This window comes from Pseudomonas piscis, from assembly GCF_009380155.1.
Taxonomy (GTDB): domain Bacteria; phylum Pseudomonadota; class Gammaproteobacteria; order Pseudomonadales; family Pseudomonadaceae; genus Aquipseudomonas; species Aquipseudomonas piscis.
In genome coordinates, this window is sequence record NZ_WHUV01000003.1 from 916,248 (window position 1) to 941,096 (window position 24,849).

30 protein-coding genes are annotated in these 24,849 nt (G+C 61.6%); 17 read left to right on the top strand and 13 right to left on the bottom strand.

What is annotated here, in order from left to right:
- Nucleotides 1-160: 160 nt before the first annotated feature.
- Complete coding sequence (locus GDH07_RS21260; protein WP_053133423.1) at nt 161-469, top strand: hypothetical protein; 309 nt, start codon at nt 161-163, stop codon at nt 467-469.
- An 86-nt stretch (nt 470-555) separates the two neighbouring features.
- On the opposite strand, the gene GDH07_RS21265 is transcribed toward GDH07_RS21260, so the two are convergent.
- Nucleotides 556-1,185 (bottom strand): response regulator transcription factor, encoded by a 630-nt coding sequence (locus GDH07_RS21265; protein WP_022640091.1) that lies wholly within the window; start codon nt 1,183-1,185, stop codon nt 556-558.
- A 295-nt stretch (nt 1,186-1,480) separates the two neighbouring features.
- Here GDH07_RS21265 and greB point away from each other — a divergent pair, with 295 nt between their 5' ends.
- Nucleotides 1,481-1,954 (top strand): transcription elongation factor GreB, encoded by a 474-nt coding sequence (gene greB / locus GDH07_RS21270; RefSeq protein WP_031320264.1) that lies wholly within the window; start codon nt 1,481-1,483, stop codon nt 1,952-1,954.
- A 24-nt stretch (nt 1,955-1,978) separates the two neighbouring features.
- Here the strand turns inward: greB and GDH07_RS21275 are convergent, their stop codons facing one another.
- A complete protein-coding gene (locus GDH07_RS21275) occupies nt 1,979-4,489 on the bottom strand; it encodes an ABC transporter permease (RefSeq protein ID WP_152898793.1) in 2,511 nt (836 codons plus the stop codon).
- Complete coding sequence (locus GDH07_RS21280) at nt 4,489-5,172, bottom strand: ABC transporter ATP-binding protein (RefSeq protein WP_152898794.1); 684 nt, start codon at nt 5,170-5,172, stop codon at nt 4,489-4,491. Before GDH07_RS21280 ends, GDH07_RS21275 begins: the two co-directional genes overlap by 1 nt.
- Nucleotides 5,173-5,182: 10 nt before the next feature.
- Here GDH07_RS21280 and GDH07_RS21285 point away from each other — a divergent pair, with 10 nt between their 5' ends.
- The 3 genes from GDH07_RS21285 (at nt 5,183) to GDH07_RS21295 (ending at nt 7,246) form a co-directional block, all read left to right on the top strand.
- Nucleotides 5,183-5,788 (top strand): arylesterase, encoded by a 606-nt coding sequence (locus GDH07_RS21285; protein WP_152898795.1) that lies wholly within the window; start codon nt 5,183-5,185, stop codon nt 5,786-5,788.
- A 56-nt stretch (nt 5,789-5,844) separates the two neighbouring features.
- Entirely contained in the window at nt 5,845-6,138 is a 294-nt protein-coding gene (locus tag GDH07_RS21290) for a hypothetical protein (RefSeq protein ID WP_007931378.1), read from the top strand.
- 133 nt (nt 6,139-6,271) lie between these two features.
- The gene (locus GDH07_RS21295) at nt 6,272-7,246 is read left to right on the top strand and encodes a L,D-transpeptidase family protein (protein WP_031320262.1); all 975 of its coding nucleotides are present in this window, start codon (nt 6,272-6,274) and stop codon (nt 7,244-7,246) included.
- Nucleotides 7,247-7,372: 126 nt separating this feature from the next.
- Here the strand turns inward: GDH07_RS21295 and oprI are convergent, their stop codons facing one another.
- Entirely contained in the window at nt 7,373-7,624 is a 252-nt protein-coding gene (gene oprI / locus GDH07_RS21300; RefSeq protein WP_003448337.1) for an outer membrane lipoprotei OprI, read from the bottom strand.
- Nucleotides 7,625-8,257: 633 nt separating this feature from the next.
- Here oprI and GDH07_RS21305 point away from each other — a divergent pair.
- Nucleotides 8,258-8,539, top strand: coding sequence for a GNAT family N-acetyltransferase (locus GDH07_RS21305; RefSeq protein ID WP_022640086.1), 282 nt, complete (start codon nt 8,258-8,260; stop codon nt 8,537-8,539).
- A 57-nt stretch (nt 8,540-8,596) separates the two neighbouring features.
- Here the strand turns inward: GDH07_RS21305 and GDH07_RS21310 are convergent, their stop codons facing one another.
- Nucleotides 8,597-9,673, bottom strand: a complete 1,077-nt coding sequence (locus GDH07_RS21310) for a 3-deoxy-7-phosphoheptulonate synthase (protein WP_022640085.1) — start codon at nt 9,671-9,673, stop codon at nt 8,597-8,599.
- 142 nt (nt 9,674-9,815) lie between these two features.
- Nucleotides 9,816-10,250, bottom strand: a complete 435-nt coding sequence (locus GDH07_RS21315) for a PilZ domain-containing protein (RefSeq protein WP_152898796.1) — start codon at nt 10,248-10,250, stop codon at nt 9,816-9,818.
- Here GDH07_RS21315 and GDH07_RS21320 point away from each other — a divergent pair.
- The 5 genes from GDH07_RS21320 (at nt 10,249) to cysB (ending at nt 14,196) form a co-directional block, all read left to right on the top strand.
- Nucleotides 10,249-10,635, top strand: a complete 387-nt coding sequence (locus tag GDH07_RS21320; RefSeq protein ID WP_085596751.1) for a YbbN family protein — start codon at nt 10,249-10,251, stop codon at nt 10,633-10,635. The two genes, GDH07_RS21315 and GDH07_RS21320, sit on opposite strands and share 2 nt — an antisense overlap.
- Nucleotides 10,635-11,588 (top strand): putative 2-dehydropantoate 2-reductase, encoded by a 954-nt coding sequence (locus tag GDH07_RS21325; protein ID WP_152898797.1) that lies wholly within the window; start codon nt 10,635-10,637, stop codon nt 11,586-11,588. Before GDH07_RS21320 ends, GDH07_RS21325 begins: the two co-directional genes overlap by 1 nt.
- A 31-nt stretch (nt 11,589-11,619) precedes the next feature.
- Complete coding sequence (locus GDH07_RS21330) at nt 11,620-12,525, top strand: 5'-nucleotidase (RefSeq protein WP_022640081.1); 906 nt, start codon at nt 11,620-11,622, stop codon at nt 12,523-12,525.
- Nucleotides 12,526-12,609: 84 nt separating this feature from the next.
- Nucleotides 12,610-13,110, top strand: coding sequence for a universal stress protein (locus tag GDH07_RS21335; protein WP_022640080.1), 501 nt, complete (start codon nt 12,610-12,612; stop codon nt 13,108-13,110).
- Between the two features lie 111 nt (nt 13,111-13,221).
- Nucleotides 13,222-14,196 carry an HTH-type transcriptional regulator CysB gene (gene cysB / locus GDH07_RS21340; protein WP_022640079.1) on the top strand — a complete coding sequence of 325 codons (975 nt, stop codon included), beginning with the start codon at nt 13,222-13,224 and terminating at the stop codon, nt 14,194-14,196.
- A 12-nt stretch (nt 14,197-14,208) separates the two neighbouring features.
- On the opposite strand, the gene GDH07_RS21345 is transcribed toward cysB, so the two are convergent.
- Both GDH07_RS21345 and GDH07_RS21350 read right to left on the bottom strand, forming a co-directional pair.
- The gene (locus GDH07_RS21345) at nt 14,209-14,691 is read right to left on the bottom strand and encodes a GreA/GreB family elongation factor (protein ID WP_152898798.1); all 483 of its coding nucleotides are present in this window, start codon (nt 14,689-14,691) and stop codon (nt 14,209-14,211) included.
- 2 nt (nt 14,692-14,693) lie between these two features.
- Nucleotides 14,694-15,089 (bottom strand): hypothetical protein, encoded by a 396-nt coding sequence (locus tag GDH07_RS21350; protein WP_152898799.1) that lies wholly within the window; start codon nt 15,087-15,089, stop codon nt 14,694-14,696.
- Between the two features lie 124 nt (nt 15,090-15,213).
- On the opposite strand from GDH07_RS21350, the gene earP reads away from it, so the two are divergent.
- Entirely contained in the window at nt 15,214-16,347 is a 1,134-nt protein-coding gene (gene earP, locus GDH07_RS21355; RefSeq protein WP_152898800.1) for an elongation factor P maturation arginine rhamnosyltransferase EarP, read from the top strand.
- A 48-nt stretch (nt 16,348-16,395) separates the two neighbouring features.
- The gene (locus GDH07_RS21360) at nt 16,396-16,968 is read left to right on the top strand and encodes an elongation factor P (protein WP_053133142.1); all 573 of its coding nucleotides are present in this window, start codon (nt 16,396-16,398) and stop codon (nt 16,966-16,968) included.
- Between the two features lie 71 nt (nt 16,969-17,039).
- Here GDH07_RS21360 and GDH07_RS21365 read toward each other — a convergent pair whose 3' ends face one another.
- From GDH07_RS21365 to GDH07_RS21375, 3 genes are all read right to left on the bottom strand, one after another.
- On the bottom strand, nt 17,040-17,459 hold the full coding sequence (locus GDH07_RS21365; RefSeq protein WP_152898801.1) for an organic hydroperoxide resistance protein: 420 nt from the start codon (nt 17,457-17,459) through the stop codon (nt 17,040-17,042).
- A 213-nt stretch (nt 17,460-17,672) separates the two neighbouring features.
- Nucleotides 17,673-18,134: a MarR family winged helix-turn-helix transcriptional regulator gene (locus tag GDH07_RS21370; protein ID WP_022640072.1), complete on the bottom strand. Its 462-nt coding sequence runs from the start codon at nt 18,132-18,134 to the stop codon at nt 17,673-17,675.
- 75 nt (nt 18,135-18,209) lie between these two features.
- On the bottom strand, nt 18,210-19,160 hold the full coding sequence (locus GDH07_RS21375; RefSeq protein ID WP_152898802.1) for a LysR family transcriptional regulator: 951 nt from the start codon (nt 19,158-19,160) through the stop codon (nt 18,210-18,212).
- 105 nt (nt 19,161-19,265) lie between these two features.
- Between GDH07_RS21375 and GDH07_RS21380 the strand changes: the two genes are divergently transcribed.
- Nucleotides 19,266-20,015 (top strand): sulfite exporter TauE/SafE family protein, encoded by a 750-nt coding sequence (locus GDH07_RS21380; RefSeq protein ID WP_152898803.1) that lies wholly within the window; start codon nt 19,266-19,268, stop codon nt 20,013-20,015.
- Here the strand turns inward: GDH07_RS21380 and GDH07_RS21385 are convergent.
- Together GDH07_RS21385 and GDH07_RS21390 are read right to left on the bottom strand one after the other, a co-directional pair.
- On the bottom strand, nt 20,005-20,859 hold the full coding sequence (locus tag GDH07_RS21385; RefSeq protein ID WP_022640069.1) for a LysR substrate-binding domain-containing protein: 855 nt from the start codon (nt 20,857-20,859) through the stop codon (nt 20,005-20,007). The genes GDH07_RS21380 and GDH07_RS21385 overlap by 11 nt on opposite strands.
- 91 nt (nt 20,860-20,950) lie before the next feature.
- The gene (locus tag GDH07_RS21390) at nt 20,951-21,520 is read right to left on the bottom strand and encodes a peroxiredoxin (protein ID WP_152898804.1); all 570 of its coding nucleotides are present in this window, start codon (nt 21,518-21,520) and stop codon (nt 20,951-20,953) included.
- Nucleotides 21,521-21,880: 360 nt separating this feature from the next.
- On the opposite strand from GDH07_RS21390, the gene GDH07_RS32345 reads away from it, so the two are divergent.
- The 3 genes from GDH07_RS32345 to GDH07_RS21405 all read left to right on the top strand — a co-directional run bounded on the left by GDH07_RS32345 (nt 21,881) and on the right by GDH07_RS21405 (nt 24,845).
- On the top strand, nt 21,881-22,048 hold the full coding sequence (locus GDH07_RS32345) for a hypothetical protein (protein WP_022640067.1): 168 nt from the start codon (nt 21,881-21,883) through the stop codon (nt 22,046-22,048).
- 125 nt (nt 22,049-22,173) lie between these two features.
- On the top strand, nt 22,174-23,952 hold the full coding sequence (locus tag GDH07_RS21400; RefSeq protein WP_178124093.1) for a thiaminase II/PqqC family protein: 1,779 nt from the start codon (nt 22,174-22,176) through the stop codon (nt 23,950-23,952).
- Nucleotides 23,949-24,845, top strand: coding sequence for a hypothetical protein (locus GDH07_RS21405; RefSeq protein ID WP_152898805.1), 897 nt, complete (start codon nt 23,949-23,951; stop codon nt 24,843-24,845). Before GDH07_RS21400 ends, GDH07_RS21405 begins: the two co-directional genes overlap by 4 nt.
- The last annotated feature ends 4 nt before the right edge of the window (nt 24,846-24,849 follow it).

Genomic DNA, 24,849 nt, shown 5'->3' on the forward strand with positions numbered 1-24,849 from the left:
GATGCTGCTCATGCGCCGATTTAAACAGCTACTTGCGGGGCGCCAGGCAAGCCGAAAGCTTGCTGCCAGAAGCCAGTCCGGCTTCGAAGTACCGCTAAAGCGCTGGTTCGGTGTTGCCTCTCACCTGCCCGGCAGAAACTTGAGGCAGAGACACGATACGATGAATGCACCACGCCCCCTTGTACGTCTTGCGCCAATCACGGCGAGTCTTTCCCCGCGCAATCCGAAAATCCTCCTCAGCGGTCAGCACCAACCTACCTTGTTGCGTTATCTCGATGGCTGGCCCCGGCGTTCCACGGGACCGGCGGCGTTCCTGATCCAGTTTGTCGAGGACGGTGAGTCCCTGGCTCGTTTTGCCAGTGACAATTTCGACTTGGCGGTCATCCCCGCTCCCCAGGCGCAGGATGCCGCTGAAGTCATCAAGCAATTGACCCGTGTCGCCCGGCAAGGGTTGATCGTTCGTCGTTGAGCGTCCTCGCTCCAGTCGGACCCGTATTGGTCGGCGGTACCAAGGGCTCACCAGCGATGGTTCCAGTCCGACTGGCGAGCAGTCATTCACACCACCGAATTGCGCTTCGCCAACTCGGCCAGGGCTACCAGGTTGGAAATGTTGAAGTGCTTGAATAGCCGAATCTTGTAGGTGCTGACGGTCTTGTGGCTGATCAGCAGGTTATCGGCGATCTGTTGGTTGTTCAGCCCATTGGCCAGTAGTTTCAGGACCGTGATCTCGCGATCGCTAAGACGGGAAATAAGCACGCTCTCCTGATCGGTGGCACGGCTGTTCTGCTGCATCAGGTTGAGGGTGTCGTCGGGAAAGTAGATATAGCCGGATAATATGGCTTTGACGGCATGACCCAGTTCGTGGAGGTTTTCGGTCTTGCTCAGGAAACCCATGGCTCCGGCCTGCAGGCAGCGCAAGGCGTAGTTTTTTGACTCACTGGCGGTGACCACCAGGATCTTGAGAGGCTTCTGGATACACCTGATGTGATCGATGACCGAAAATCCGTCCAGGTTGGGAATGCCCAGGTCGAGGATCAGCAGGTCCGGGTTGTGTTGGCGTACCAGTTGCACGGCGTCGGCGCCATTGTCGGTTTCGCCGACTATGGTGTACTGCCGGGTTTCCAGTTCCGACCTGAGCGCCAGGCGGATCAGTGGATGGTCATCGACGATGATGATGCTGCCCATCGGTGGCTCCCTTTGATTTTCGGCGGATCGAGAGGCACCTTGAGAGTCCTTGAAGTGGAGGGCTCCAGCTGGCGAGCGGCCTGGAGTACTGAGAGCGCTGCTGAAAAGGTGCCTTGTCGTCTGAGGCTTTGTCCTCTTGATCAAATGATTGGTGGATTTTTCTGAGATCTAAATCGGACAAATCTGATAGTTGTATAGAGCGGAAGTGGCGGAGCGGCGATGCTCCCTGGTGACCGTGCTTTGCGATTCATTCAAACAACGTAGCAGCCTGCCGGGCTGGGAGATGACAAGCCAATTGAGTACCAAGCTCATCACGCAGGAAGGTTACGAGGCTCTCAAGCAGGAACTGGATTACCTGTGGCGGGAGCATCGCCCGGAAATCACGCAGAAGGTCACTTGGGCGGCTTCGTTGGGGGACCGGAGTGAGAATGCCGACTACCAGTACAACAAGAAGCTGCTGCGGGAAATCGATCGCCGGGTGCGCTACATACGCAAGCGTCTGGAGGACATGCGGGTAGTGGGATATGCGCCGGAGCAGGAGGGCCGGGTGTTCTTCGGCGCTTGGGTCGAAGTCGAGAACGAAGCGGCCGAGATCAAGCGTTTTCGCATCGTGGGTTATGACGAGATCTACCAGCGCAAGGACTACATATCCATTGATTCGCCCATGGCTCGGGCCCTGCTGAAAAAGGAAGTGGGAGATGAAGCCATCGTCGTGACTCCGGCGGGCGAGACCTGCTGGTGGATCAACCAGATCGACTACCAGAAGTAGGCTCGCCACCGCAGCGGCGAGCTCTCATCCCTCGCGCAGAACGCTCAATGGACTGGCGTTGAGCGCTCGCCGGGTGCCGAACACCCCGGCAGCCCCCACTAGCACCGCACCAGCCAGCGGTAGCAGCAACAGCCAGGGGTGCGGGTGCCAGGGCAGGTCGAAGGCGAAGCGGTAGAGTACCAGGCTGACCAGTTCGCAACCCAGTGCCGCCAACAGGCCGCTCATGGCCCCGAGCAGGCCGAACTCGATCCGTCGTGCCTTGACCAGCAGCCGTCGTTCGGCGCCCAGTGCTCGCAGTAGTGCACCTTGGCGCAGGCGTTCGTCGAGCGTGGCTTGCAAACCGGACAGTAGTACCGCCATTCCTGCCGCTAGTACGAACAGCAGCACATACTCCACCGCCAAGGTGACCTGGGCCAGGATGCTGCGCAATTGCTCCAGCAAGGCCTCGATCTGGAGAATGGTCACGGCCGGGAAGGCCCGCGACAGCTCCACCACTTGCTGGTCGTGCCCGGGGCTCAGGTAGAAGCTGGTGAGGTAGGTCGCCGGCAGGTCCTTGAGGGTTCCAGGTTGGAAGATCATGAAGAAGTTCGGCTGGAAGTTGTCCCAGTTGACGCTGCGCAAGCTGGTGACCCGGGCTTGCCGGTTCACACCGGCAACGGTAAAGGTCAACTGGTCCCCCAGTTTCAGTTTCAGGCTTTCGGCCACCTTGGCCTCCACCGATACACCAGGCAGTGCCTCATCAGCCTGGGGTGAGGACGACCACCAGCTTCCTGCGGTAATTTGGTTGCCCGCGGGCAATTCGGCAGACCAGGTCAGGCTCAGGTCGCGTTGCACCGCTCGATCGCCACTGGACTCCTTGGTGACGATCTGCTGCACCGCTTCGCCATTTATGCTCACCAAGCGTCCGGGGACCACCGGGTACAGGGGCGCGGATGGAGCGGACAACTGCAGCAGGCGTTCGGTGAAGGCTTGCTTGTCGGCTGGCAGGATATTCAGGGCGAAGTAGTTGGGAGCATTTTTCGGTAATTGGTTTTGCCAGGTATCCAGCAGTTCTGCCCGCAACAGGGCGATCAGCGCCATGGACAGCAGGATCAGGCCGAACGCCATGGATTGCCCGGCGGCGGCCAGGGGATGGCGCAGCAACTGGCCCAAGCCCAGGCGCCAAGGCAGGGAGGAGCGAGCCAGCAACCGGCGCAAGCTCTGCAGCGCCAGCAATAGCAGGCCGCCCAGGGCCAGCGCGGCGACCAGGCCGCCACCCAGCAGGGCGAAGGTCAGGATCAGATCCAGGCTCAAGCGCCACATGATCAGGCCCAGGGCCAGCAGCGCGACGCCATAGATCAGCCAAGTGCTGGGTGGGATCGGCAGCAGGTCGCGACGCAGGACCCGCAAGGGCGGCACGCGGCCCAGCGCTGCCAGGGGCGGCAAGGCGAAGCCGGCCAGGGCCACCAGCCCGGTACCGATGCCGGCAATGGCCGGCAGCAGGCCGCCCGGAGGAACATCGGCAGGTAGCAGCCCGTGCAGCAGGTAGAACAACACCAACTGCGCCAGCCATCCCAGCAATGCGCCACTGAGGCTGGCCAGCAGACCGAGCAACGCCAATTGGGTCGTGAACAACAACAGGGTTTCCCGGCGCGATAGCCCCAGGCAACGCAACAAGGCGCTGGCATCGAAACGGCGCGCAGCGAATCGGTTGGCCGATAGCGCCACCGCGACTCCCGAGAGCAGTACCGCCACCAGGCTGGCCATGTTCAGGTAGCGCTCGGCCTTGCCCAGTGCGCCGCCGATCTGCTGGTTGCCATCGCGTGCATCCTGCAGTCGCTGGTTGGCTTGAAGCCCCGGCTTGACCTGCTGGCGGTAAGCCTCCAAGGCAGGTGCAGGGCCGCGCCAGAGTTCCTTGTAGCTGACTCGGCTGCCGGGCTGGACCACGCCGGTGGCTTGCAGGTCATTCAGGTTGATCAGCACACGGGGCGTCAGGCTATAGAAGTTGCCGGCACGATCCGGCTCGTAGGTCAGGACCCGGGCCAGGCGCAAGGTCTTGCTGCCGACGTCGATGCTATCGCCGATCTTCAAGTTAAGTGCGGCCAGCAACCGCGGCTCGACCCAGGCTTCGCCGGACCCGGGAGTCCCACCAGGTAGCTCGCTGGCATAGGGGGCTTCGGCGCTCTTGAGTTGGCCGCGCAACGGGTAGGCGCTGTCCACGGCCTTGATGCTCGACAGCTGGATACCGTTGTCCGTGGCGATGACACTGGAGAACTCGACGATACTGGCGTGTTCCAGGCCCAGGACGCGCCCGCTGTCGATCTGTTGCGGATGTGCTGGCGAGCTGCCTTCGAGCAGCAGGTCGGCGCCGAGGAATTCGGTGGCCCGCAACTGCATCGCTCCGTTCAGGCGGGCGCCGAAATAGCCGATGGCCGTGCTCGCCGCAACGGCCACCAGCAAGGCGAAGAACAGGACCCGCAGCTCACCGGCCCGGGCATCACGCAGCAATTGGCGCAGGGCCAGGCTGAAGACTCGCAACAGGGACAGGCGTGCCATCAAGGCTCCAGGGGGGCGACCAGCGAGCCCGCTTCGAGACGGATCAGGCGCTGGCAACGGTGGGCCAGGCGCTCATCATGGGTCACCAGCACCAGGGTGGTACCGCTTTCCCTGTTGAGTTCGAACAGCAGGTCGCTGATACGCTCTCCGGTATGGCTATCGAGGTTGCCGGTGGGTTCGTCGGCGAACAGCACGTCAGGTTCGGCGGCGAATGCCCGGGCGATGGCCACCCGTTGCTGTTCTCCGCCTGACAACTGGCGCGGCGAGTGGCTCAGGCGTTGGCCCAGGCCGACCCGGCGCAGTAGCTCGGTGGCGCGTTCGCGAGCATCGCGGCGGCCATCCAGCTCCATGGGCAGCATGACGTTCTCCAGGGCGTTGAGGCTGTCGAGCAATTGGAAGGACTGGAAGACGAAGCCCACATGCTCGGCCCTGACGCGGGCCCGCTGATCTTCATCCAGCTGGCCGAGGCTCTGGCCGGCGAGGATGACCTCGCCACTACTGGGCAGGTCGAGGCCTGCCAGCAAGCCGAGCAGGGTGGACTTGCCGGAGCCCGAGGCACCGACGATGGCCAGGCTGTCGCCCTGGTCGAGCTCCAGGCTGAGCTCGTGGAGGATAGTCAGCTCACCTTCCGCGCTGGGAACCACTTTGCTAAGGTTCCGCGCAGTGAGAATGCTTGCGCCCATGGAGAATCCGATGCGTGTATGGTTTTTGAGTGCCGGCCTGGCCCTGATGTGCATGGTCCAGAACGCAGCGGCGGGAACGGTCCTGATCGTGGGCGATAGTATCAGTGCGGCTTTCGGCCTGGATACCCGCCAGGGTTGGGTGGCACTGCTGGAAAAGCGCCTCGACGACCAGGGTTTCGGCGCCAGGGTGATCAATGCCTCGGTCAGCGGTGATACCAGTGCCGGAGGCCAGGCACGGCTGCCGGCGCTGCTTGCGGAGCATAAGCCGCAGGTGGTGGTACTCGAACTTGGAGGCAATGACGGCCTGCGAGGCCAGCCCCCCCAGCAATTGCAACAAAATCTTGCCTCGATGATCGACAGTGCCCAGGCCGCGGGGGCCAAGGTGCTGCTTCTGGGCATGCAACTACCACCCAACTACGGCGTGCGTTATACCCAGGCTTTCGCCAAGGTCTATGGCCAACTGGCCAGCGACAAGAAGGTGGCCCTGGTGCCGTTTTTTCTCGAAGGGGTCGGCGGTCACCCGGAGATGATGCAAGCGGACGGTCTGCACCCGGCGGCAGTGGCCCAGGACAAGTTGCTGGAAAATGTCTGGCCGACGCTAAAACCGCTGCTTTGACGCTTTTCTAGTGGCGGTGTTTCGGCTAATGTTGCGCCCCCGATTTGGAGCCCCCGATGCCGCGTCCCGCCTGGTCCCTGTTTGCCTACCAACTGATCGAGCCTGATGAACAGCTTGACCTGTTCGCTTGTCAGGAGGTCAGGGTGCACCTGGTGACGCGTCAGCTTGAGTTGGGCGGTTCCGCCGACCGTACCTTGTGCGGCACGTTGTTGCCGGCGCAACCGCGTTGGTCGAGCGTGGACAGGACGATTTTCCAGGACCAGCGACTCTGCCCCTTGTGCCGGGCGATCCTCGAGTCGCAGAAACGTGGCACTCCGCCGATCTGGCCCGAGCTACGCTTCGAGTTGTAGGCGGCCGCTAGCGGGTCGTTTCGGCAGGGATTGCATATGTGCGCTTGTCTCCCCCGGCCTGGCTCCCGGAGCCTTGGGGCGGGGTGTACAATCGTGTTTCTTTCATTGGTTGTACATGCGAAGGATTATCCGGATGTTGCCGCGCCTCCCTGTCCTCACCCGTTGCCTGTCACTTGCCGCATTGTGTGTGGCTGGCCCTGTTGCCGCATTGGAATTCCCCCTGCCTCCTCCCGGCGAAGATATCGTCGGCCAGGTACAGGTGATCAAGGCCAAGTACGAAGATACCTTCGCCGACCTGGGCACGGCCAACGACCTGGGTTACCTGGAGATGGTGGCGGCCAACCCGGGTGTCGATCCCTGGTTGCCGGGTGCGGGCACCGAGGTGATCCTGCCCACTCGCTTCATCCTGCCCCCGGGGCCGCGCGAAGGTATCGTGATCAACCTGGCGGAGTATCGGCTGTACTACTTTCCAAAGGGGCAGAGCGTGGTCTATACCTTCCCGCTGGGGATCGGTCGAGAAGGCTGGGGGTCGCCGATCGCGCATACCAGTATCACCGCCAAGACGCCGAACCCGACCTGGACGCCGCCTGCCTCGATCAGGGCGGAACACGCTGCCGATGGCGATCCGTTGCCTGGCGTGGTGCCGGCCGGGCCGGATAACCCCCTGGGGCCGTTCAAGTTCACCCTGGGCACGCCCGGCTACCTGATTCATGGTTCGAACAAGAAGTTCGGGATCGGCATGCGCACCAGCCATGGTTGTTTCCGCATGCTCAACAACAACGTATTGCAAATGGCCGGTATGGTTCCGGTGGGAACTTCCGTGCGTATCATCAATGAACCGTACAAGTTCGGTATCAGTGCCGGCAAAGTCTATCTTGAGGCTCATACGCCATTGGATGATAAAGGCAATCCTTCGGTGGTCGACAAGCACACTGCGGTAATCAACGCCTTGCTCAAGCGCGAAGACCTGGCTAACAACCTGCGTATGAACTGGGATGTGGTGCGCGATGTAGTGGCGGCCGAAGATGGCTTGCCGGTAGAGATTGCCGTGCCAACGGCTGCCCCCGCGACATCGTTGTCCAGCACACCTTTTGAAATGCCGCAGTAAGCGGCTCAAGAGAACCCGCCGCGGCCTGTTGGTTGCGGCGGGTTTTTTATTGCCGAGGCAAAAGCCAGGCAATAAAAAAGCCGACCCAAAAAATTGGATCGGCTCGATAACAATCCCGAGGGACTATTACTTGCGGCTAGCTTTTTCCAGCATACGCAGAGCGCGCTCGTTAGCTTCGTCAGCAGTCTGTTGTGCTTTTTGAGCAGCAGCCAGAGCTTCATCAGCTTTACGATAGGCTTCGTCTGCACGAGCCTGAGCACGAGCTGCTGCGTCTTCAGTAGCAGTCAGACGAGCTTCGGTTTCTTTGGATACGCTGCTGCAACCGGTAGCCAGAACTGCGGCCAGAGCCAGAGCAGAGAATTTCAGAACGTTGTTCATCGTGTTCCCCTTCAAGGACTTTCTATTAGTAGCTATCACCTCAGAACGAGGAAATAGCCGGCGTACATACTACCCATTACTTGTAGTAAGTAAACTGACGTAGCGCAAGAAGCAAAAAAAATTCTAGGCGGTGAATCTTTTTCGATCAACTCCACAAACCGCCTGGATAAAAAATATTCAACGCAGAGGCCTTGCAGGGCATGAGTGCTGCTTGTTTGCCAGCATTGATCCCGGAATTTTTCCAGGCGCAGTTTCGGAGGCTAGACTAAAGTCGGTCTATATTGTGTGGATGACACTTTTGTGCAGGTTTCGAGCGAGCTCTTTATGTCTATGGGCGGTGACTTTAAGAGCGCTGCTTCGTCTTAAGTTTCAGCATCCGGCGATGTATCACTGCCAGGTATCTTGAATCAGAGCCAGGCATGGGTGGCAAGCGGCCATCAGGTCATTTTGTGCTGGTCTGTGACGGGTATGGCTTGAGCATTCATGCCAAGGGCGCCTAATATTTTGTAACGTGCTCTCTTGGTGCAAGAATCTACTCGGCGCCTGACAGGCACGAGGTGGCGTAAGTTGTTCCTTCGCCGGAAAAACATCGGTAAGGTAGGGGTCAGCATTCCAGACCCGCAAGGAGTAGTGATGAGCGAGGCGTTGTCCATCCACCATGACCAGGTTGGTCATCAGTTCGAGACCAATGTGGACGGTCATCGTGCCTACCTGACCTATATGGACCTGGGTAAGCAGACCCTGGATATCTACCGCACCTTCGTGCCCAACGCCCTGCGGGGGCGTGGCATCGCTGCGGCGCTGACCGAGCAGGCCCTGGAGTACGCCGATCGCATGGGCTACACAGTGATCCCGTCCTGCTCGTATGTGGAGCGCTATATGGAGCGGCACCAGCGCCACGCAGCAAAACTCTGAACAGGGTGCTAATGAAAAACGCCGGGCTTTGGCCCGGCGTTTTCGTATCTGGCGAAATCAGCTGCGCTTGCGTTGCGGCAGGACATCCTTGAGCTTGGCATGCATGCTGCGCAAGGTCTTCTCGGTGCTTTCCCAATCGATGCAGGCATCGGTGATCGACACGCCGTATTGCAGCTCCGACAGGTCCTTGGGGATCGCCTGGCAGCCCCAGTTCAGGTGGCTCTCCACCATCAAACCGATGATCGACTGGTTGCCTTCGAGAATCTGGTTGGCGACGTTTTCCATCACCAGTGGCTGCAGCGCCGGATCCTTGTTGGAGTTGGCGTGGCTGCAGTCGATCATGATGTTCGGCTTGACCTTGGCCTTGTTCAAGGCCTGTTCGCAGACCGCGACGCTGACCGAATCGTAGTTCGGCTTGCCGTTGCCACCCCGCAGGACCACGTGGCCGTAGGCGTTGCCCTTGGTGGTGACGATGGACACGCCGCCCTCTGGGTTGATCCCCAGGAAGCGGTGAGGGCTGGAAACCGATTGCAGGGCGTTGATCGCGACGGTCAGGCCGCCATCGGTGCCATTCTTGAACCCTACTGCCGAGGACAGACCGGAAGCCATCTCGCGGTGGGTCTGGGATTCGGTGGTGCGCGCACCGATTGCCGACCAGCTGATCAGGTCCTGCAGATATTGCGGGGAGATCGGGTCCAGGGCTTCGGTGGCGGTAGGCAGGCCCATTTCAGCCAGGTCCAGCAACAGCTGGCGGCCGATGTGCAGGCCATCCTGGATCTTGAACGAGTCGTCCAGGTAGGGGTCGTTGATCAGGCCTTTCCAGCCAACGGTGGTACGAGGTTTCTCGAAGTACACCCGCATGACCAGATAGAGAGTGTCGGAAACTTCGGCGGCCAGGGCCTTGAGTCGTTCGGCGTACTCATGGGCCGCCTTGATATCGTGGATCGAGCAAGGCCCGATGACGATGAACAGACGGTGATCAGTGCCATCGAGGATGTTGCGGATCACTTCGCGACCGCGGGTCACGGTGCGCAAGGCGGTGTCGCTCAGCGGAATGTCTCGCTTGAGTTGATCGGGAGTGATCAGGGTCTCGTTGGAGGCGACGTTAAGGTCGTTGATCGGTAAATCAGCCATCGTGTTACTCGTCAGGTCACGGATGCCGGCCGCCAGCGATCCCCGAGAGCGGCGGAGCACAGCGGATTTGGGCGCGTCGGGGAGCCGAACCTTAGCGCGTTACCCGGGGGCTCGACAATGGGCAGGGTGCGGTTTTATGGGGCTATGGCTGTATGAATGCCTGGTGTACCCGGTCCTCGGAATAATCCTGCGCGTGGCGCTCGACCCAGTCCAGGGCCAGTGCCTCGATACATTGCTGTTCGCTCTGGGGCTCGTGCAGGCGGCAGTAGCGAGCGATCTGGCAGACCTGCTCACTCATGCGTGCGCCGAACAACGTCTGTTCGTCGACGAAGGCGATGCCCACCAGGTAGCCACGCTTGCGCTTCAGGCACCAGGCCACATAGCCGTTATAGCGGGCATTCTCACCCAGGGTCGGCATGTGCACTTCAAGCGCGGTGCCGCGACGCCAGGCGCGATGGTAATTGCAGGCCATGCCGCCGAGGCTGATAGTGTGCAGCCGCTGGCGCGAAATGCAGGCATGCTTGCGCAGGGTCAATTCAACCGGAACATCATCAGGATGAGGCAGAAACCGTCCCATGACCGCAGACTCCGAGTGTCGTCCAACTGACATTGTTTCCCGAAGTATAGTGGCCCAATTGGAGCTGACCGATTTCGACGTCGACCAGACCTTGCTGGGGCTGTCGGGGGTTTCCCTGGTGATCTTCACCAGCCCCGGCTGTTCCGCCTGCCGTTGGGCACGGCAGCAGTTACCCAGGCTGGATTTGCCGGTCGATCGTCTGTGCTGGATCGATGCCGGTGACAATGGCGGCGCGGTGGAGCGTTACCAGGTGTTCCACCTTCCAGCATTGTTCGTGGTGCGCGATGCTCGGTTTCATGGGGGCATAGAATCGCGGCTGACGGCTGGGGAACTTGCCCTGGGCCTGGATCAGGCGCTTGAACGATTACCAGAGGAGTTGCCGTGATGGATGCAGTTCGCAAGCCGCGTGTGGGCATTATCGGGACCGGGGCGATCGGCGGTTTTTATGGGTTGCTGCTGGCCCGTGCCGGTTTCGACGTGCACTTTCTATTGCGCAGTGAATTTTCGGCCGTCGTCGAACAGGGGCTGCGCTTGACCAGCGCGGTACATGGCACCTTGACCCTCGATCCAGTGCAGGCCTACGCCAGCGCCGAGCAGATGCCGCCTTGCGATTGGCTGCTGGTGGGCGCCAAGACCACCAGCAACCTGCAACTGGCACCGGCGATCATCCAGGCTGCCGCCCCGGGAGCCAGGGTCCTGTTGTTGCAGAATGGCCTGGGTGTCGAAGACCAGTTGCGTGGTGCTTTGCCCGACTCGCTGCATCTATTGGGCGGCTTGTGCTTCATCTGTGTCCATCGTGCCGGCCCCGGGCAGATCGAGCACCAGGCCCTTGGCGCCGTGAACCTGGGCTATCACAGCGGTCCCGCCGGCGACCCGGCACTGCGCCAGGCGATCGTCGAGGAGGGGGCCGGGTTGTTCCGTGAAGCCGGGATCGATTCCCAGGCCATGGGCAACCTGCAGCAGGCGCGTTGGCAGAAGCTGGTGTGGAACGTGCCGTACAACGGCTTGTCGGTGCTGCTGCGGGCGAGTACCACGCCGCTGATGGCCGACCCGGACTGCCGGCAGTTGATCCAGGACTTGATGCGAGAGGTATTGCAGGGTGCTGCGGCCTGCGGCTACGCCATTCCCGAGGCCTATGCCCAGCAGTTGTTCAAGTCCACCGAGCTCATGCCCGACTATTGGCCCAGCATGTACCATGATTTCCTGCACCGGCGCCCGCTGGAACTCGGGGCCATCTACGCTGCTCCGCTGGCTGCCGCGCAGGCAGCGGGTTGCGAGCTGCCGAAGATCCGGGCGTTGTACCAGGCCCTGGGTTTCATCGATCGGCATCCGGCCTGAGGCCGGCCCATCACCTCAACTAGGAGCGAATATGGCAAAGGGACTGGACGGCAAGCTGGTGGTGGCGATCTCTTCGCGGGCACTGTTCGACCTGAGTGATAGCCATAAGGTCTACCTGGCCCAGGGGGTGGAGGCCTACCGGCAATACCAGATCGAGCATGAGGAGGAAATCCTCGAGCCCGGTGATGCCTTTCCCCTGGTCAAGAAGCTCCTGAGCCTGAATGCCAGCCTGGGGCGGGCGCGAGTCGAGGTGGTGCTGGTATCACGCAACAGCGCCGACACGGGCCTGCGAGTGTTCAACTCGATCCAGCACTACGGCCTGGGGATTTCCCGGGCTGCCTTCGTTGGCGGACGTAGCCCCTATCCTTACCTGGCGGCCTTTGGCAGCGACCTGTTTCTTTCCACCCATGCCGAGGATGTGCGCAGTGCGCTGGAGGCCGGTTTTGCCGCGGCCACCATTCTTTCCGGTGGCACCCGGAGGGCGGAGAACGGCGAGCTGCGCATTGCCTTCGATGGTGATGCGGTACTGTTTTCCGATGAGTCGGAACGCATCTACCAGTCCGGCGGTCTGGAGGCATTCCAGGCCAGCGAGCGCCAGTCGGCCCGCGAGCCTCTGCCGGGTGGGCCGTTCAAGGGATTCCTGGCGGCGCTCAACCTGCTCCAGGGCGAGTTCCCCGGCGATGCCTGCCCGATTCGCACGGCACTGGTCACTGCACGTTCGGCCCCGGCCCACGAACGGGTGATCCGGACTTTGCGCGAGTGGAATATCCGCCTCGACGAGTCGCTCTTTCTCGGCGGCCTGGAAAAGGCCGCCTTCCTCGAAGCCTTCGCCGCCGATGTGTTCTTCGACGACCAGGCCGGTCACTGCGAGCTGGCGCGAGAGGTGGTAGCCACCGGTCACGTGCCCCATGGCATCAGTAACCAAGCCAAGGCCTGAGCCCCCCGGAATCCGGGGCTCGCACACCTCCAGGCACTGCTAAGCTGAATCAATCTCCGCCAGATTGGCAGTTGAGGAGGTCGTATGATTCGTTCGATGCTGTATGCCACGGACCTCGGCGTTTACGCCCCCTATGTGATGCAGCACGCCCTGGAACTGGCTCGAACGTTCAATGCCGACCTACACGTGGTGCACGCCGTCGAACCCATGGGGTTGTTCGCCGAGTCGGTATTGCAGAGCTATCTGGACGAGCAGTCGCTGAACGAGTTCCATCGCCAGGGGCTGAACACGGTGATGGCCAATATCGAGCAGCGGGTGCTGGACAGCTTTCGCGAAGAACTGGGGGAGGGCATGCAGGACCTGACCCTGATCCAGTCGGTGCGTGTCCTGCAGGGAGACCCCTCGCAGGTGATACTCGAGCAGACGGCGAAACTCTCGGTGGATCTGTTGATCGTAGGAAGTCACAGCCATGGGGTGGGGGCGCAAACGCCGTTGGGGCGCACCGCCGCGCGGGTCTTGCAGCTGGCCAAAGTGCCGGTTTACCTGGTCCCCCTGGTGCAGCGGCGACGCCAGGGCGACGCCTGAGGACGGAATGGAAAATTCTGAAGAAAAGTTCTAGATTTATTCTCCTGACCATTAATATAGTTATATACCGTCGCTGATACCCGTGGCGCCTACCTGCTTTGAGGGATTGATATGAAGCTTCAACAATTGCGCTACATCTGGGAAGTGGCGCACCACGACCTCAACGTTTCCGCTACTGCCCAAAGCCTCTACACCTCGCAACCGGGTATCAGCAAGCAGATCCGCCTGCTCGAGGACGAACTGGGTGTCGAGGTCTTCGCCCGCAGCGGCAAGCACCTGACCCGCGTGACCCCGGCGGGCGAGCGAATCATCAACACCGCTGGCGAGATCCTGCGCAAGGTCGAGAGCATCAAGCAGATCGCCCAGGAATTCTCCAATGAAAAGAAGGGCACCCTGTCCATCGCTACCACCCACACCCAGGCGCGTTATGCCCTGCCTCCAGTGATCAGCAGCTTCATCAAGCAGTACCCGGATGTGGCCCTGCACATGCACCAGGGCTCGCCCATGCAGATCGCCGAGATGGCTGCCGACGGTACCGTGGACTTCGCGATCGCCACCGAGGCGCTGGAGCTGTTCGGCGACCTGGTGATGATGCCGTGCTACCGCTGGAACCGCTGCGTGGTCGTGCCCCAGGGCCACCCGTTGACCAAGTTGCCGAAGCTGACCCTCGAGACCCTGGCCGAATACCCGATCGTGACCTACGTGTTCGGCTTCACTGGCCGCTCCAAGCTCGACGAAGCCTTCAGCCATCGCGGCCTGACGCCCAAGGTGGTATTCACCGCCGCCGACGCCGACGTGATCAAGACTTATGTGCGCCTCGGCCTGGGCGTGGGCATCGTGGCCAAGATGGCCGTGGATACCAAGCTCGATAGCGACCTGGTGGTACTGGATGCCAGCGAGCTGTTCGAGTCGAGCATCACCAAGATCGGTTTCCGTCGCGGTACCTTCCTGCGCGGCTTCATGTGCGACTTCATCGAAAAGTTCGCCCCCCACCTGACCCGCGAGGTCATGGCCAAGGCCATCCAGTGCCATAACAAGCAAGAACTGGAAGAGCTGTTCGACGGCGTCGAGCTACCGGTCCACTGATTTCCCGCCGGCCTAGCGCACCTCGGTGACAGTGAACTGTTGCCGAGAGCCGGCCACCACGATTTCCACTTCATCACCCTCGAACTTGCCAAGCAGGCCTTGGCCCATGGGCGAGCGTGGAGTGATCACCGTCACCATCTGGCCGACCACCTGGACCTTCAGCCCCGCTCCGTCGGGCCCGAGGAACAGCCACTGTTCGCGCCCGCGCTCATCTTCCAGGCCCAGCAGGCTCCCGACCTGGATGCTCGATTGCGCATCGCCGGGGCGCAAGACCAGGTTCTGCCAGAGCCCCAGGGCCTGGCGGATTTCCTCGACCCGCCTGGATTGACCGGCGGCCAGGTACGCGGCTTCAAGTCCCAGAGTGTCGTACTTGTTTTCGGCGACGTTCTCTTCGTGGGTTGCGGTTTCGTAGGCGGCTTGCGCCGCTCGCAGGGCGATCTGCAGATCGTCCTGGAGCTGTTGCAGGATCAGTTGGTAGACGGACTGTTTATTCATGGTCAATTACAGAACTGCAGGACGTTGGCCCGGCTCTTGTCGCTCGGCGCGGTCTGGTCCTGCTGCAGCCAGAACTGGCACTTGGGGTTGGACAGGTTGCGCGGGTTGCTACGGGCGTTCTCCAGGGATTGCAGTTCCTCGTTCTTGCGCAGGTTTTCCTGGTATTGCTCGAACAGGCGGTTGGGCTGTTCGGGGGCGGCCACGGCGGGTTTGCCCAGTTGTTGCACGGCCTGGGCCACCGGCGCCAGTTGCTGGCTGAACAGAAAGTGCGAGGCCAGCCAGCAGGTCAGGGCGATCGCCAGGAACCCCAGCCACAGGCCCAGGGCGATACTGGCGCTGAGCGCCAGGGCATTGAAGCCGATGCGCAATGGGCGGCGGGCGGGCGGACGGTGCGGCATGTTTGCCTCCTGGCGGGCAAGGTTGAACGAGAGCTGATTGTCGCACGAAGATTAATCGAGGTCGGCTCTTCTGCGCAGGGGCATTTATGCGGACAATCGGCGCCTTTGCCAATCGGGGACAGGAATGAAAGCCTCCTGGGACATTTTTTGCAGCGTGGTCGACAACTACGGGGATATCGGCGTGACCTGGCGTCTGGCCCGGCAGTTGGTGGCCGAACATGGTTGTGCCGTGCGCTTGTGGGTCGACGACCTGCGCGCCTTCGAGCGGATCTGTCCGGAGATCGACATGGACAAGGACCGCCAGCAGCAGGACGGGGTCGAGGTCCGGCATTGGCCGGCCCAGTGGCCAGGTGAAGTCGCGGCCGATGTGGTGATCGCTGCGTTTGCCTGCCAGTTGCCCCACGCCTATATGGAAGCCATGGCCGATCGTGAACGGACGCCCTTGTGGTTGAACCTGGATTACCTGAGCGCCGAGGACTGGGTCGGGGGCTGCCACGGCCTGCCCTCGGTGAAGTTTCGTGGTGTGCAGAAGTACTTCTTCTTCCCGGGATTCCAGGCGCAGACCGGCGGGTTGCTGCGCGAGAGCGGCCTGCTGGAGCGACGCCGGGCGTTCCAGGCTGACCTCGAGGCCCAGGCGGCATTCCTTCGCCAGCTTGGGGTGGTGCCAGCCAGCGATGCCCGGTTGATGTCGCTGTTCGCCTATGAAAATGCCGGCCTGGCTGGCTGGCTGGACGCCCTGGCCGCCGATCGGCGCCCCACCCATTTATTGGTGCCCGAAGGGCGCATCCTCGGTGATGTGCAACGCTGGCTGGGCGTCGACTCCTTGGCCGTGGGCAGCGTGCTGGCCCGGCAATCGCTGACGCTCCAAGTGCTGCCTTTCATCCGCCAGGAAGATTATGACCACCTGCTGTGGTGCTGCGATTTCAACGCAGTACGGGGCGAAGACTCTTTCGTCCGGGCGCAATGGGCGGGGCGGCCGATGCTCTGGCACATCTATCGCCAGGATGAAGACATCCACCTGGACAAGCTTGAGGCGTTCCTTGCGCTCTACACCCGGGGGCTGTCAGCCGAGGCCGGGGCGGCGGTGCTGGCCCTGTGGCGGGCCTGGAACACCGAGGGGCAGATGGCCGATCCCTGGGAAAAACTGCTGCGACACTGGCCGGAAATCGCCGCGCATGCCGAACAATGGTGTCTGGAACAGGGCTTGCAGGCCGATCTTGCTGCGGCGCTGGTGCAGTTTTACCTAAATTGGATATGATACGCGGCCTAGATTTTTGTAAATCCCATCCAAATTCGGATATTCGCAATGAAAACTGGTAAAGAACTCAAACCCGGTACCGTGATCCGTATCGACAACGATCCTTGGCTGGTTCAGAAAGCTGAATTCACCAAGTCCGGTCGTAACAGCGCGATCATGAAGACCAAGCTGAAGAACCTGCTGACCGGTTACAAGACCGAAACCGTTTACGGTGCGGACGACAAACTGGACGACGTGATCCTGGATCGCAAAGAAGCGACCCTGTCGTTCATCAGCGGTGACTCCTACACCTTCATGGACACCACCGACTACACCATGTACGAGCTGAACTCCGAGGACATCGAAGCCGTTCTGCCGTTCATCGAAGAAGGCATGACCGACGTCTGCGAAGCCGTGTTCTTCGAAGGCCGCCTGGTTTCCGTTGACCTGCCGACCACCATCGTGCGCCAGATCGACTACACCGAAGGTTCCGCTCGCGGCGACACTTCGGGCAAGGTGATGAAGCCTGCCAAACTGAAGAACGGCACCGAGCTGAGCGTTGCCGACTTCATCGAGATCGGCGACTGGATCGAGATCGATACCCGCGAAGGCGGTTCTTACAAAGGCCGCGCCAAGGTTTAAACCTGGCCCGTTCTTGTAGATGAAAAAGCCCGACCTTGAGTCGGGCTTTTTTGTGCCTGCAATTCGTCGTTTCAGACGCTTACGTGCAGGCGAACATCGACATTGCCGCGGGTGGCGTTGGAGTAGGGGCAGACCTGGTGGGCGGCATCTACCAGGCTTTGTGCCTCGTCCCGGGCCAGGCCGGGCAGGTTGACGTGCAGGTCGATGTCCAGGCCGAAGCCGCCGGGGATCTGGCCGATGCCGACATGGGCGGTGATCGAGGCGTTGTCTGGAATCTTGCGCTTGCTCTGGCTGGCCACGAACTTCAAGGCGCCGATGAAGCACGCCGAGTAGCCGGCGGCGAACAACTGCTCCGGATTGGTTGCCTGTCCACCCGCACCGCCCAGCTCCTTGGGAGTGGCCAACTTGACGTCGAGGATGTTGTCGCTGGAAACGGCACGACCGTCACGGCCACCGGTGGCGGTTGCAACTGCGGTATAGAGAGTCTGCATGGTGAAAGCCTCGTTCTGGTTTGTGTGTGCTAATTATTGGTGCGCCAAGTAATTTGTGGTGTGAATATATTGCGCTAATATTTAGTGCGCAAGATAAATTTTCGTGTAAAACCGTCCATGGGGCGCTTTTAATGGCTAACCAATTGATTGATAAAGAAAATATTTTTTACGAAGAACCAGCCCCAAGGCGGGGCCGGTAGGCTCTGCGGAGGGCTAGAGGCTTTCTTGCAGATTACGGCGCAGGGCCAGCAGGTCTTCCTGCAACTGGCGCAGTTGCGCCACCGTCTGGCCGCTGGCGCCGAGGATGCATTGCGGTATTGCCTGGGCCTGGGCTTGCAGGGCACGGCCCTGTTCGGTCAGTTGGACGATCACCACCCGTTCGTCTTCACGGCTTCGCGTACGGCTGAGCAGGCCCTCGGCCTCCAGGCGCTTGAGCAGTGGGGTCAGGGAGCCGGGGTCGGTGAGCAGGCGCTGGCTGATTTCGCCGACAGTCAGTCCATCCCGCTCCCAGAGCACCAGCATTGCCAGGTATTGTGGGTAAGTCAGCCCCAGGCGCTGCAATAGCGGTTTGTAGACCTTGGTCATCAGCAAAGAGGTGGAATGCAGGGCGAAGCACAATTGGTTGTCCAGCAGCAGTGGATCGCAGGCGGGCGAGGTGGTGCGTTCGGTGGTCATGTCGAAGCCTTGATCATTGATGGTCCTGAATCTAGCGGGCGAATCTTTAATGCGCCAGATGAATTTCGCCAGGGCTCAGCCCATGGTGCTCTGCAGGGCCAGGTCCCATGGCGGAATAGGGCTGAACCGGCTCTTGAGGTACTCCAGCAGCAGACGGCTGCGGGCATTGGGATGCTGCTCCATGCGCAAGGCATAGATGCCGGCGGTTTCCGGCTTGGGCAAACCGCCGTTGCAGAACAGCGGCACCAGTTCCCCGCGCAGCAGATATTCGCTGGCTAGCCAGGTCGGCAGGTGGGCGATGCCCAGGCCGGCCAAGGCCCCGGACAGCAGGGCCTCGGCGTTGTTGGCACTGAAACGGATCCGCCGCGGACGATGAGTCTGCAGTTGGCCGTCGAGTTCGAAGCGCCAGGCGAACAACGGAGCCAGGCCGTCCCAGTCCAGGCCATCATGCTGGTCGAGTTCGGCCGGGTGGACCGGTGTGCCGTGGCCCTTCAAGTAGGCTGGGCTGGCACAGGCGATCCGCACGATGCTGGCCAGGGTCGTGGCCACCATGCGCGTGTCCACCTGCTGTCCGGCCCGCAGTACCAGGTCGACCTTGCCCAGATGCGAGCCTTGCATGTCGACGAAGCTGTCGATCAAGTGCAGTTGCACGTCCAGGCCCGGGTACAGCATCAGGAAATCCGCGATGGCCGGGGCCAGGTGGCGGCGGCCGAAGGCGGCAGGAGCATCGATGCGGATCAGCCCCTCCGGCGCATGGCTCAAGGACACTGCCTCGGCCCTGGCCAGTTGCAGTTCGGCGACGATGCGCCGGGCTCGCTCGGCGAATGCCAGGCCGGCCGCGGTGGCCACTACGGCATGGGTGGTGCGCATGAACAGCGTGGTGCCCACGGCTTTTTCCAGGCCGTCGATACGCCGGGCCACTGCCGAAGGGGTCAGAGGATGGCGGCGGGCGGCGGCGGAGAAGCTGCCAGCTTCCAGCACATCGAGAAACAGCCCCAGTTGTTCAGTAAGGATATTGGGATTCATGGTCAGCTCGCCTATGCGAAAACAGCAAAGCCATTGTGCGTTGCTATGCGTTTCCGTACCAGCGGTGACTGCGTAGCATGCAAGCCTCGAGTGAGGAGAGCGGTCTTGATCGATTTAGTGATGTATCTGCTATTGGGCGCGGCCCTGGGGACGGTCGGGGGCCTTTTCGGCATCGGTGGCGGGTTGATCGCTATCCCTGTGCTGGGGGTGTGGTTCGGTCTGGACCAGCAACTGGCCCAGGGCACGGCACTGGTGATGGTGGTGCCGAACGTGATGCTGGCGCTGTGGCGTTATCACCAGCACAACCGTATCGAGGCCCGGCATGCCTTGCCCCTGGCGCTGATGGGCTTCAGCTTCGCCTGGCTTGGTTCGATCTGGGCGGTGGGTATCGACCCACAGAAAATGCGCACCATCTTCGTGGTTTTCCTCCTGGCCCTGTCCGGCTACAACCTGTTGCGGTTGTTCGGCAATGTTCCCGCGGCAGCTTCATCGATGCGCTATTCCTGGCCTTGGTTGGGAGCGCTGGGAGCGGCTTCCGGGGCGCTTGGCGGGCTGTTCGGGGTCGGCAGCGCGGTAGTGGCCACCCCGGTGCTGACCAGTGTCTTCGGCACCTCCCAGGTGGTGGCCCAGGGCTTGGCCCTGGCCCTGGCGCTGCCTAGCACCGGGGTGACCCTGGTGACCTATGGTCTGCATCACCAGGTGAACTGGCTGGTGGGCCTGCCATTGGCGGCCGGTGGCTTGCTGAGCATCAGTTGGGGGGTGAAGGTCGCCCATGCCTTGCCCGAGCGCCTGCTGCGCGCATTGTTCTGCGCCTTCCTGGTGATTTGCGCAGTGATGTTGGGACTCAGGACTTGAAACCCTCGACGATATGCTCGGCCAGGCATTCGGTGATCGGCGATGGCTGGTTGAGGTTGCGTACCAGCATGATGCTGGCCTCCGGTAGCAACGGCAGGCCTTCGGCTTCTCCCAGGATGCGCAAGTCAGGTGTGATCAGGCTCTCCAGCTGGGCAGTGACCGCCAGCCCCGCGCTGACCACCGCCATGATCGCCGACAGGCTGGAGCTGTTGTAGGCGATGCGGTAGTCGAGGCCGCTGGCATCCAGGGCGTTGCAGGCCCACAGCCGGCAGAAGCAGTCGCTGTTGAACATCGCCAGGGGTAGCGGTGTTTGCCCCGGGGGCTCGAAGCACTCGGCCGCGGCCCAGACGAAACGCTCCTTGCGCAGCAACTGGCCGATTTCGTTGCCCGGCTCGCGAGTGACGATGGACAGGTCCAGGTCCTGGCGCTGCAACAGTTGCCTGGACGATTCGCAATGCACCTCGATCTGGATCAACGGGTAACTCTGGGCGAATCGCGACAGGATGCCCGGCAGGAAGCGCATCACGTAGTCATCCGGAGTGCCGATGCGCACCAGGCCCACCATATGCGGCTCGCGCAGGGTATTGAACACCTCGCTGTGCAGCTTGAGGATGCGCCGGGCATACCCCAGCAGCACCTGGCCTTCGGCGGTGAGCTTGACCTGGCGGCCGTCACGCTGGAACAGCTGGCGTTGCAGCACGTCCTCCTCCAGCCGTTTCATCTGCATGCTCACCGCTGACTGAGTACGGTTGACCCGCTCGCCGGCCCGGGTGAAACCACCTTCATCGGCGATGGCGACGAAGGTGCGCAGCACTTCGGTATCGATGCTGGGGAACTGGGACATTCATCAAACCCTGAGATGGATACGCGGGAAGCATTCTTGCGGCTGATCTTATTCCCCACGGACCAGTGCCGTCATCCCCCGGGCTGCCGGTTCATGCCCGGTTTTGGGACGACAGCCAGGCCAGCACTTGTTGCGGATTCTGATCGGGGGGGAACACCGGGTAGAACACTTGCTCGATCCGCCCGCCATCGATCACCAGGGTCAGGCGCTTGAGAAAACGCCTGCCGTTGAGCTCGAACTGTGGCAGGGCCAGGGCCCGGGCCAGGTGTTCCTCGGCATCGGACAACAGCGGGAAGGGCAGGTGCAGGCGTTCGACGGCTTCGCGCTGGTAGGCGCTGTCCTGGCTCGACAGGCCGAACAATTGCGCCGCGCCCGCTGCTGCAAGCTCCTGGGCATGATCGCGAAAGGCACAGGATTGCGGGGTGCAGCCACGGGCCCCGGGGGTCTGGTCCCAGCCTTCGAGCAGCGGCAGGTCCGGCCGGCCGGTACGCGGATAGATGTACAGCACCGTCCGACCTGGCAGCACGGACAGGTCCACTGCCTGTCCGGTGGTCGAGGGTAGCGACAATTGCGGCAGGTATCGGCCGGCCAGGTGCCGGGCCGCGCCGTCATCCTGGGGAGCGGGAATGCTCGACCAATCCACGTTCAGCATGTCTCTCATCGCTAATGCTCCTTGGTGCTCCGGTTGCGCTTGCCGGTCTCGTCGCCTCCGGCGGCTGCAAGACTGTTATAGGTGATATCGCTTGTTCCTGCTCTTGTTGGGGAACTATTCAAAGTTGATAGTTTGGCAATAGTTATTATCAGGCCTGGAAATAAGCAAGTTTCGATACAGTGGTTGGCTATGTTTTTATTGTTATTAATTGCCTCTGGCGATAAAAATTACAGATTGAGGGTGATGCCGATTAATGGCGTGTTTTATCTTTTCTCAAGTTTGCCTAAAGCTATATCCGCAACTAGTGTTGCGGGTGCCATGTACAGATGGTCTGTACTGGGATTGCGACCAACTTTGGAGGGTCCTTTCATGAGCGCGAAAGCGGAACATGCCGAACCAACTAATGCAGAACTTACCCAGCTCAAGGCCAAGCTCAAGGCCGGCAAGCTGGCGCCAGAAGACCTCAAGGCCCTGGTCGGCCTGGTAGAGCGTACGGAGAAGGCCGCCAAGCAACTTAGGGCAGCCATAGTCGAGTAACCGACGCTAACGTCTTGGAGGGCGGATCAGAAATGGAAATCACTACTCGGAACAATCATGTTGATCTATCTGAACCATTGCGTAGCCCTCCATTTTTAGCGCGAAGTACCCATGGCGATCATGCGGTGCTGTTATTGGGAAGCCTGGAAGCTCCGATCTCGACGCTGAGCGACAATGCCTCTTTTACCGAGCGCCTGGCCCAGAGCCTCAACTTATCGATACTGGGCAGTCACTTCAGCGCGGAAGAATTCATCTTGTTGCTCGGCGAGCAATACACCGCCGCCGAAGAGTTTGTATATGGCCATCCGATCTGGAGAAAGATCCGCGAGGGTGATCAATCCGCGTTGCATGCCTACATCCTGGAAACCCGACATTACCTGGCTGCCGCCGCTTCCCGGATGTGCCCTGCTGTCAGCCCGGGTATCGGCTTGTCACCGATCACCCTGATGCTCTCCAGGCATGCCCTGGAGGAATGGGATCACGCGCGGTTCTTCAACGAGGCCCTGGAGCTCATCGGTTGCTCGAACGACGTGGTACGGCTGGCCAGGCCCTTGCCGGCGACCCTGGAGTGGATCCACTTGTCCCGGCACATCGCGGCCATGGGCGAGTTGGTGTCGGCCGCCTGCTCCGGCTTCATGGAGCATTCCTCGGTGGAGAAAGAAGCCGTGATTGGCTGGCACGACCTGCTGGTGGGCCACAACCTGCTGAGCCGCATGGCCACCAACAAAGTGCTGGGCCACTTCGCCACCGACCTCGACTACGGGCACTCCGAGAACTGGAAGAAGGCGGTCCGCACCCAGGACTGTCATCCCGCCTCGGTGGTGGCCAGCGTACTGAACACGGTCTGCAGCCTGAGCGAGATGATCTACCGCTGGTTGTCCGCCCTCGAGCAGGGCTGCGCCAGTTCCATCGTCACGGCGGCGCAAGTGCTCGCCGAGGATGGCCTGGATCAACCGCTGCGCGATTGCGATTCGCCGCTGGAGGTGGGCATCTTCCAGGGCTTGCCGGTCTGGCCGGCCAGCGTCATGAGCCTGGTCAACGGCGAACGCTCTGGTGATGACAGCCCTTCGGACATCATCGTCGCTTCCTGTTATGCCCTGGGGCACCGGGTGCCACAACTGGCCGCCAACGGCGCGCCGTTCTGCCTGCTGCTGGGGCAGATCCACGAGCAACTGGTCGACAGCCAGGGTGTCGGCGCCGACAGCATCGCGGCCATCGAACGGATGACCACGGATTGGCTGGTGTCGGTGGACGGCCATCCTTTATGGCAGCAGATGACCCAGGGGTGCAGCGACGAACTGGTGATTGGCTACATGCTGGAGAATTTCCATTACCTGGCCTCGGCCACTCGCCATGTCAGCCCGGCGATTGCCGCCTGCCAGGATGCGCGGATCCGCGAAAACCTGTTGCAGCACCTGCAGGACGAGCTGACCCATTGCGACATTCTCAAGCCTCGCCTACGGGAGCTGGGAGTCCGGCAGCCTACGGCGATGCGGCCGCTGCCCACCACCGCGGCCTTCGTCGGTTACCTCAGCGACCTGGCGCGCCATGACTGGAAGGGCTACCTGATCGGTTCGACCTACCTGCAAAAAAGCTTGAGCGAATGCCGCGGCGATGATCGCCACATGAAGTTCTATTCCCGGGTTTCGGCCAACAATCCCCGTTGCGCCGCGCTGCTGGGGGCCATGGCGGCCCACGATGAGCTGGATGATGAACTGGGCCATGACTTGCGACCCTCACGCAATATCCAGTACCTGCTGGCACGGGGCGAGGTGAGTCGCGATTCCGTGACGCGGGCGGCGATCCTGCCGTCGCTGGCCTGGAGTTTCCTGGATGGCATTCGCGCCCATTACTGCACCGGCAAGGATTCGGTCCTGCAGCGCCAGGCCTGGAGTGCAAGATGAACCGGCCCTACTTCCAGACGGTGCAGCCCCTGGCGCGCCTGCATGAGCTGCTGTTCGAGGAGCAGGACTTCGACGCCCTGGCCAGGCGCCTGCCGGAGCCGCGCATGTCGCTGGCGATGTGGCGCGATGTGCTGCACAGCGAGTTGCTGGCGCTGTTTCGCTGGGCGCTGATCCGCGCCAAGGAGGACCTGGGCCAGGCGCAGGTCCAGGCCTACGGCGAGGAGGTCCTGTGCCTGTTGCCTTACTACGGTTTTTGCCTGCATGCCATTCGCCGCGCCGTGCCATTCGCCTTGATGGGCATTCCCACCACGGTGTCGGTACGCGATGACCGTTATCCGGAGGCCAGCGCAGTGATCGCCGAATTGGCGAGCCTGCTGCAGGTGCAGGAGCTGCTGCGCGTCAGCGACCAGCCCTCGGCGAGCCTGGCCAGGCAGTTCCAGGGGCGGGACGGGCTGATCGTCCTCACTGGCAAGCAGTCCACCTATGCCAGCTTGCGCAGTCGTTATCCGCAGGCGCGAATCATGGGGGCGACGGGCTGTTGTGCGGTGGTCCTGGCGGCGGCTGAAGAGCCGGCGCGGCAGATCGAAAAACAGCGCATGCAAGGCCGACTTTCAGTTAGTTGCAGCAATCACGGGCATACCGTGCTGGTAGAAGCGCTGGCCCCTGGGGCGGCGGTGCTGGCCGTCGATGGCAGCCGGCCGACGACCCGGCCTCGTGTGGAGGACGTCCTCGGGCAGTTGCATCCGTCCATAGTGCTGGCGCCTTCGGCTGCGGACCTGCCCGACGACCTGGGAGGCTACAGCCTGTTGGCATGGGAGGAGGCCGCGACGGCCAGTCTCGATGGTTTCGGGCGGGACCCTCTGGGCGGCTGGCCCGGAGACTACCGGATTTGAGGTG

Bases quoted from the DNA above. Each gene is read 5' to 3' on its own strand.
- GDH07_RS21260 (WP_053133423.1), top strand. From the start codon at position 161: ATGAATGCACCACGCCCCCTTGTACGTCTTGCGCCAATCACGGCGAGT.
- GDH07_RS21265 (WP_022640091.1), bottom strand. From the start codon at position 1,185: ATGGGCAGCATCATCATCGTCGATGACCATCCACTGATCCGCCTGGCG.
- GDH07_RS21275 (WP_152898793.1), bottom strand. From the start codon at position 4,489: ATGGCACGCCTGTCCCTGTTGCGAGTCTTCAGCCTGGCCCTGCGCCAA.
- GDH07_RS21280 (WP_152898794.1), bottom strand. From the start codon at position 5,172: ATGGGCGCAAGCATTCTCACTGCGCGGAACCTTAGCAAAGTGGTTCCC.
- GDH07_RS21285 (WP_152898795.1), top strand. From the start codon at position 5,183: ATGCGTGTATGGTTTTTGAGTGCCGGCCTGGCCCTGATGTGCATGGTC.
- GDH07_RS21290 (WP_007931378.1), top strand. From the start codon at position 5,845: ATGCCGCGTCCCGCCTGGTCCCTGTTTGCCTACCAACTGATCGAGCCT.
- GDH07_RS21295 (WP_031320262.1), top strand. From the start codon at position 6,272: ATGTTGCCGCGCCTCCCTGTCCTCACCCGTTGCCTGTCACTTGCCGCA.
- oprI (WP_003448337.1), bottom strand. From the start codon at position 7,624: ATGAACAACGTTCTGAAATTCTCTGCTCTGGCTCTGGCCGCAGTTCTG.
- GDH07_RS21305 (WP_022640086.1), top strand. From the start codon at position 8,258: ATGAGCGAGGCGTTGTCCATCCACCATGACCAGGTTGGTCATCAGTTC.
- GDH07_RS21310 (WP_022640085.1), bottom strand. From the start codon at position 9,673: ATGGCTGATTTACCGATCAACGACCTTAACGTCGCCTCCAACGAGACC.
- GDH07_RS21320 (WP_085596751.1), top strand. From the start codon at position 10,249: ATGACCGCAGACTCCGAGTGTCGTCCAACTGACATTGTTTCCCGAAGT.
- GDH07_RS21315 (WP_152898796.1), bottom strand. From the start codon at position 10,250: ATGGGACGGTTTCTGCCTCATCCTGATGATGTTCCGGTTGAATTGACC.
- GDH07_RS21325 (WP_152898797.1), top strand. From the start codon at position 10,635: ATGGATGCAGTTCGCAAGCCGCGTGTGGGCATTATCGGGACCGGGGCG.
- GDH07_RS21330 (WP_022640081.1), top strand. From the start codon at position 11,620: ATGGCAAAGGGACTGGACGGCAAGCTGGTGGTGGCGATCTCTTCGCGG.
- GDH07_RS21335 (WP_022640080.1), top strand. From the start codon at position 12,610: ATGATTCGTTCGATGCTGTATGCCACGGACCTCGGCGTTTACGCCCCC.
- cysB (WP_022640079.1), top strand. From the start codon at position 13,222: ATGAAGCTTCAACAATTGCGCTACATCTGGGAAGTGGCGCACCACGAC.
- GDH07_RS21345 (WP_152898798.1), bottom strand. From the start codon at position 14,691: ATGAATAAACAGTCCGTCTACCAACTGATCCTGCAACAGCTCCAGGAC.
- GDH07_RS21350 (WP_152898799.1), bottom strand. From the start codon at position 15,089: ATGCCGCACCGTCCGCCCGCCCGCCGCCCATTGCGCATCGGCTTCAAT.
- earP (WP_152898800.1), top strand. From the start codon at position 15,214: ATGAAAGCCTCCTGGGACATTTTTTGCAGCGTGGTCGACAACTACGGG.
- GDH07_RS21360 (WP_053133142.1), top strand. From the start codon at position 16,396: ATGAAAACTGGTAAAGAACTCAAACCCGGTACCGTGATCCGTATCGAC.
- GDH07_RS21365 (WP_152898801.1), bottom strand. From the start codon at position 17,459: ATGCAGACTCTCTATACCGCAGTTGCAACCGCCACCGGTGGCCGTGAC.
- GDH07_RS21370 (WP_022640072.1), bottom strand. From the start codon at position 18,134: ATGACCACCGAACGCACCACCTCGCCCGCCTGCGATCCACTGCTGCTG.
- GDH07_RS21375 (WP_152898802.1), bottom strand. From the start codon at position 19,160: ATGAATCCCAATATCCTTACTGAACAACTGGGGCTGTTTCTCGATGTG.
- GDH07_RS21385 (WP_022640069.1), bottom strand. From the start codon at position 20,859: ATGTCCCAGTTCCCCAGCATCGATACCGAAGTGCTGCGCACCTTCGTC.
- GDH07_RS21390 (WP_152898804.1), bottom strand. From the start codon at position 21,520: ATGAGAGACATGCTGAACGTGGATTGGTCGAGCATTCCCGCTCCCCAG.
- GDH07_RS32345 (WP_022640067.1), top strand. From the start codon at position 21,881: ATGAGCGCGAAAGCGGAACATGCCGAACCAACTAATGCAGAACTTACC.
- GDH07_RS21405 (WP_152898805.1), top strand. From the start codon at position 23,949: ATGAACCGGCCCTACTTCCAGACGGTGCAGCCCCTGGCGCGCCTGCAT.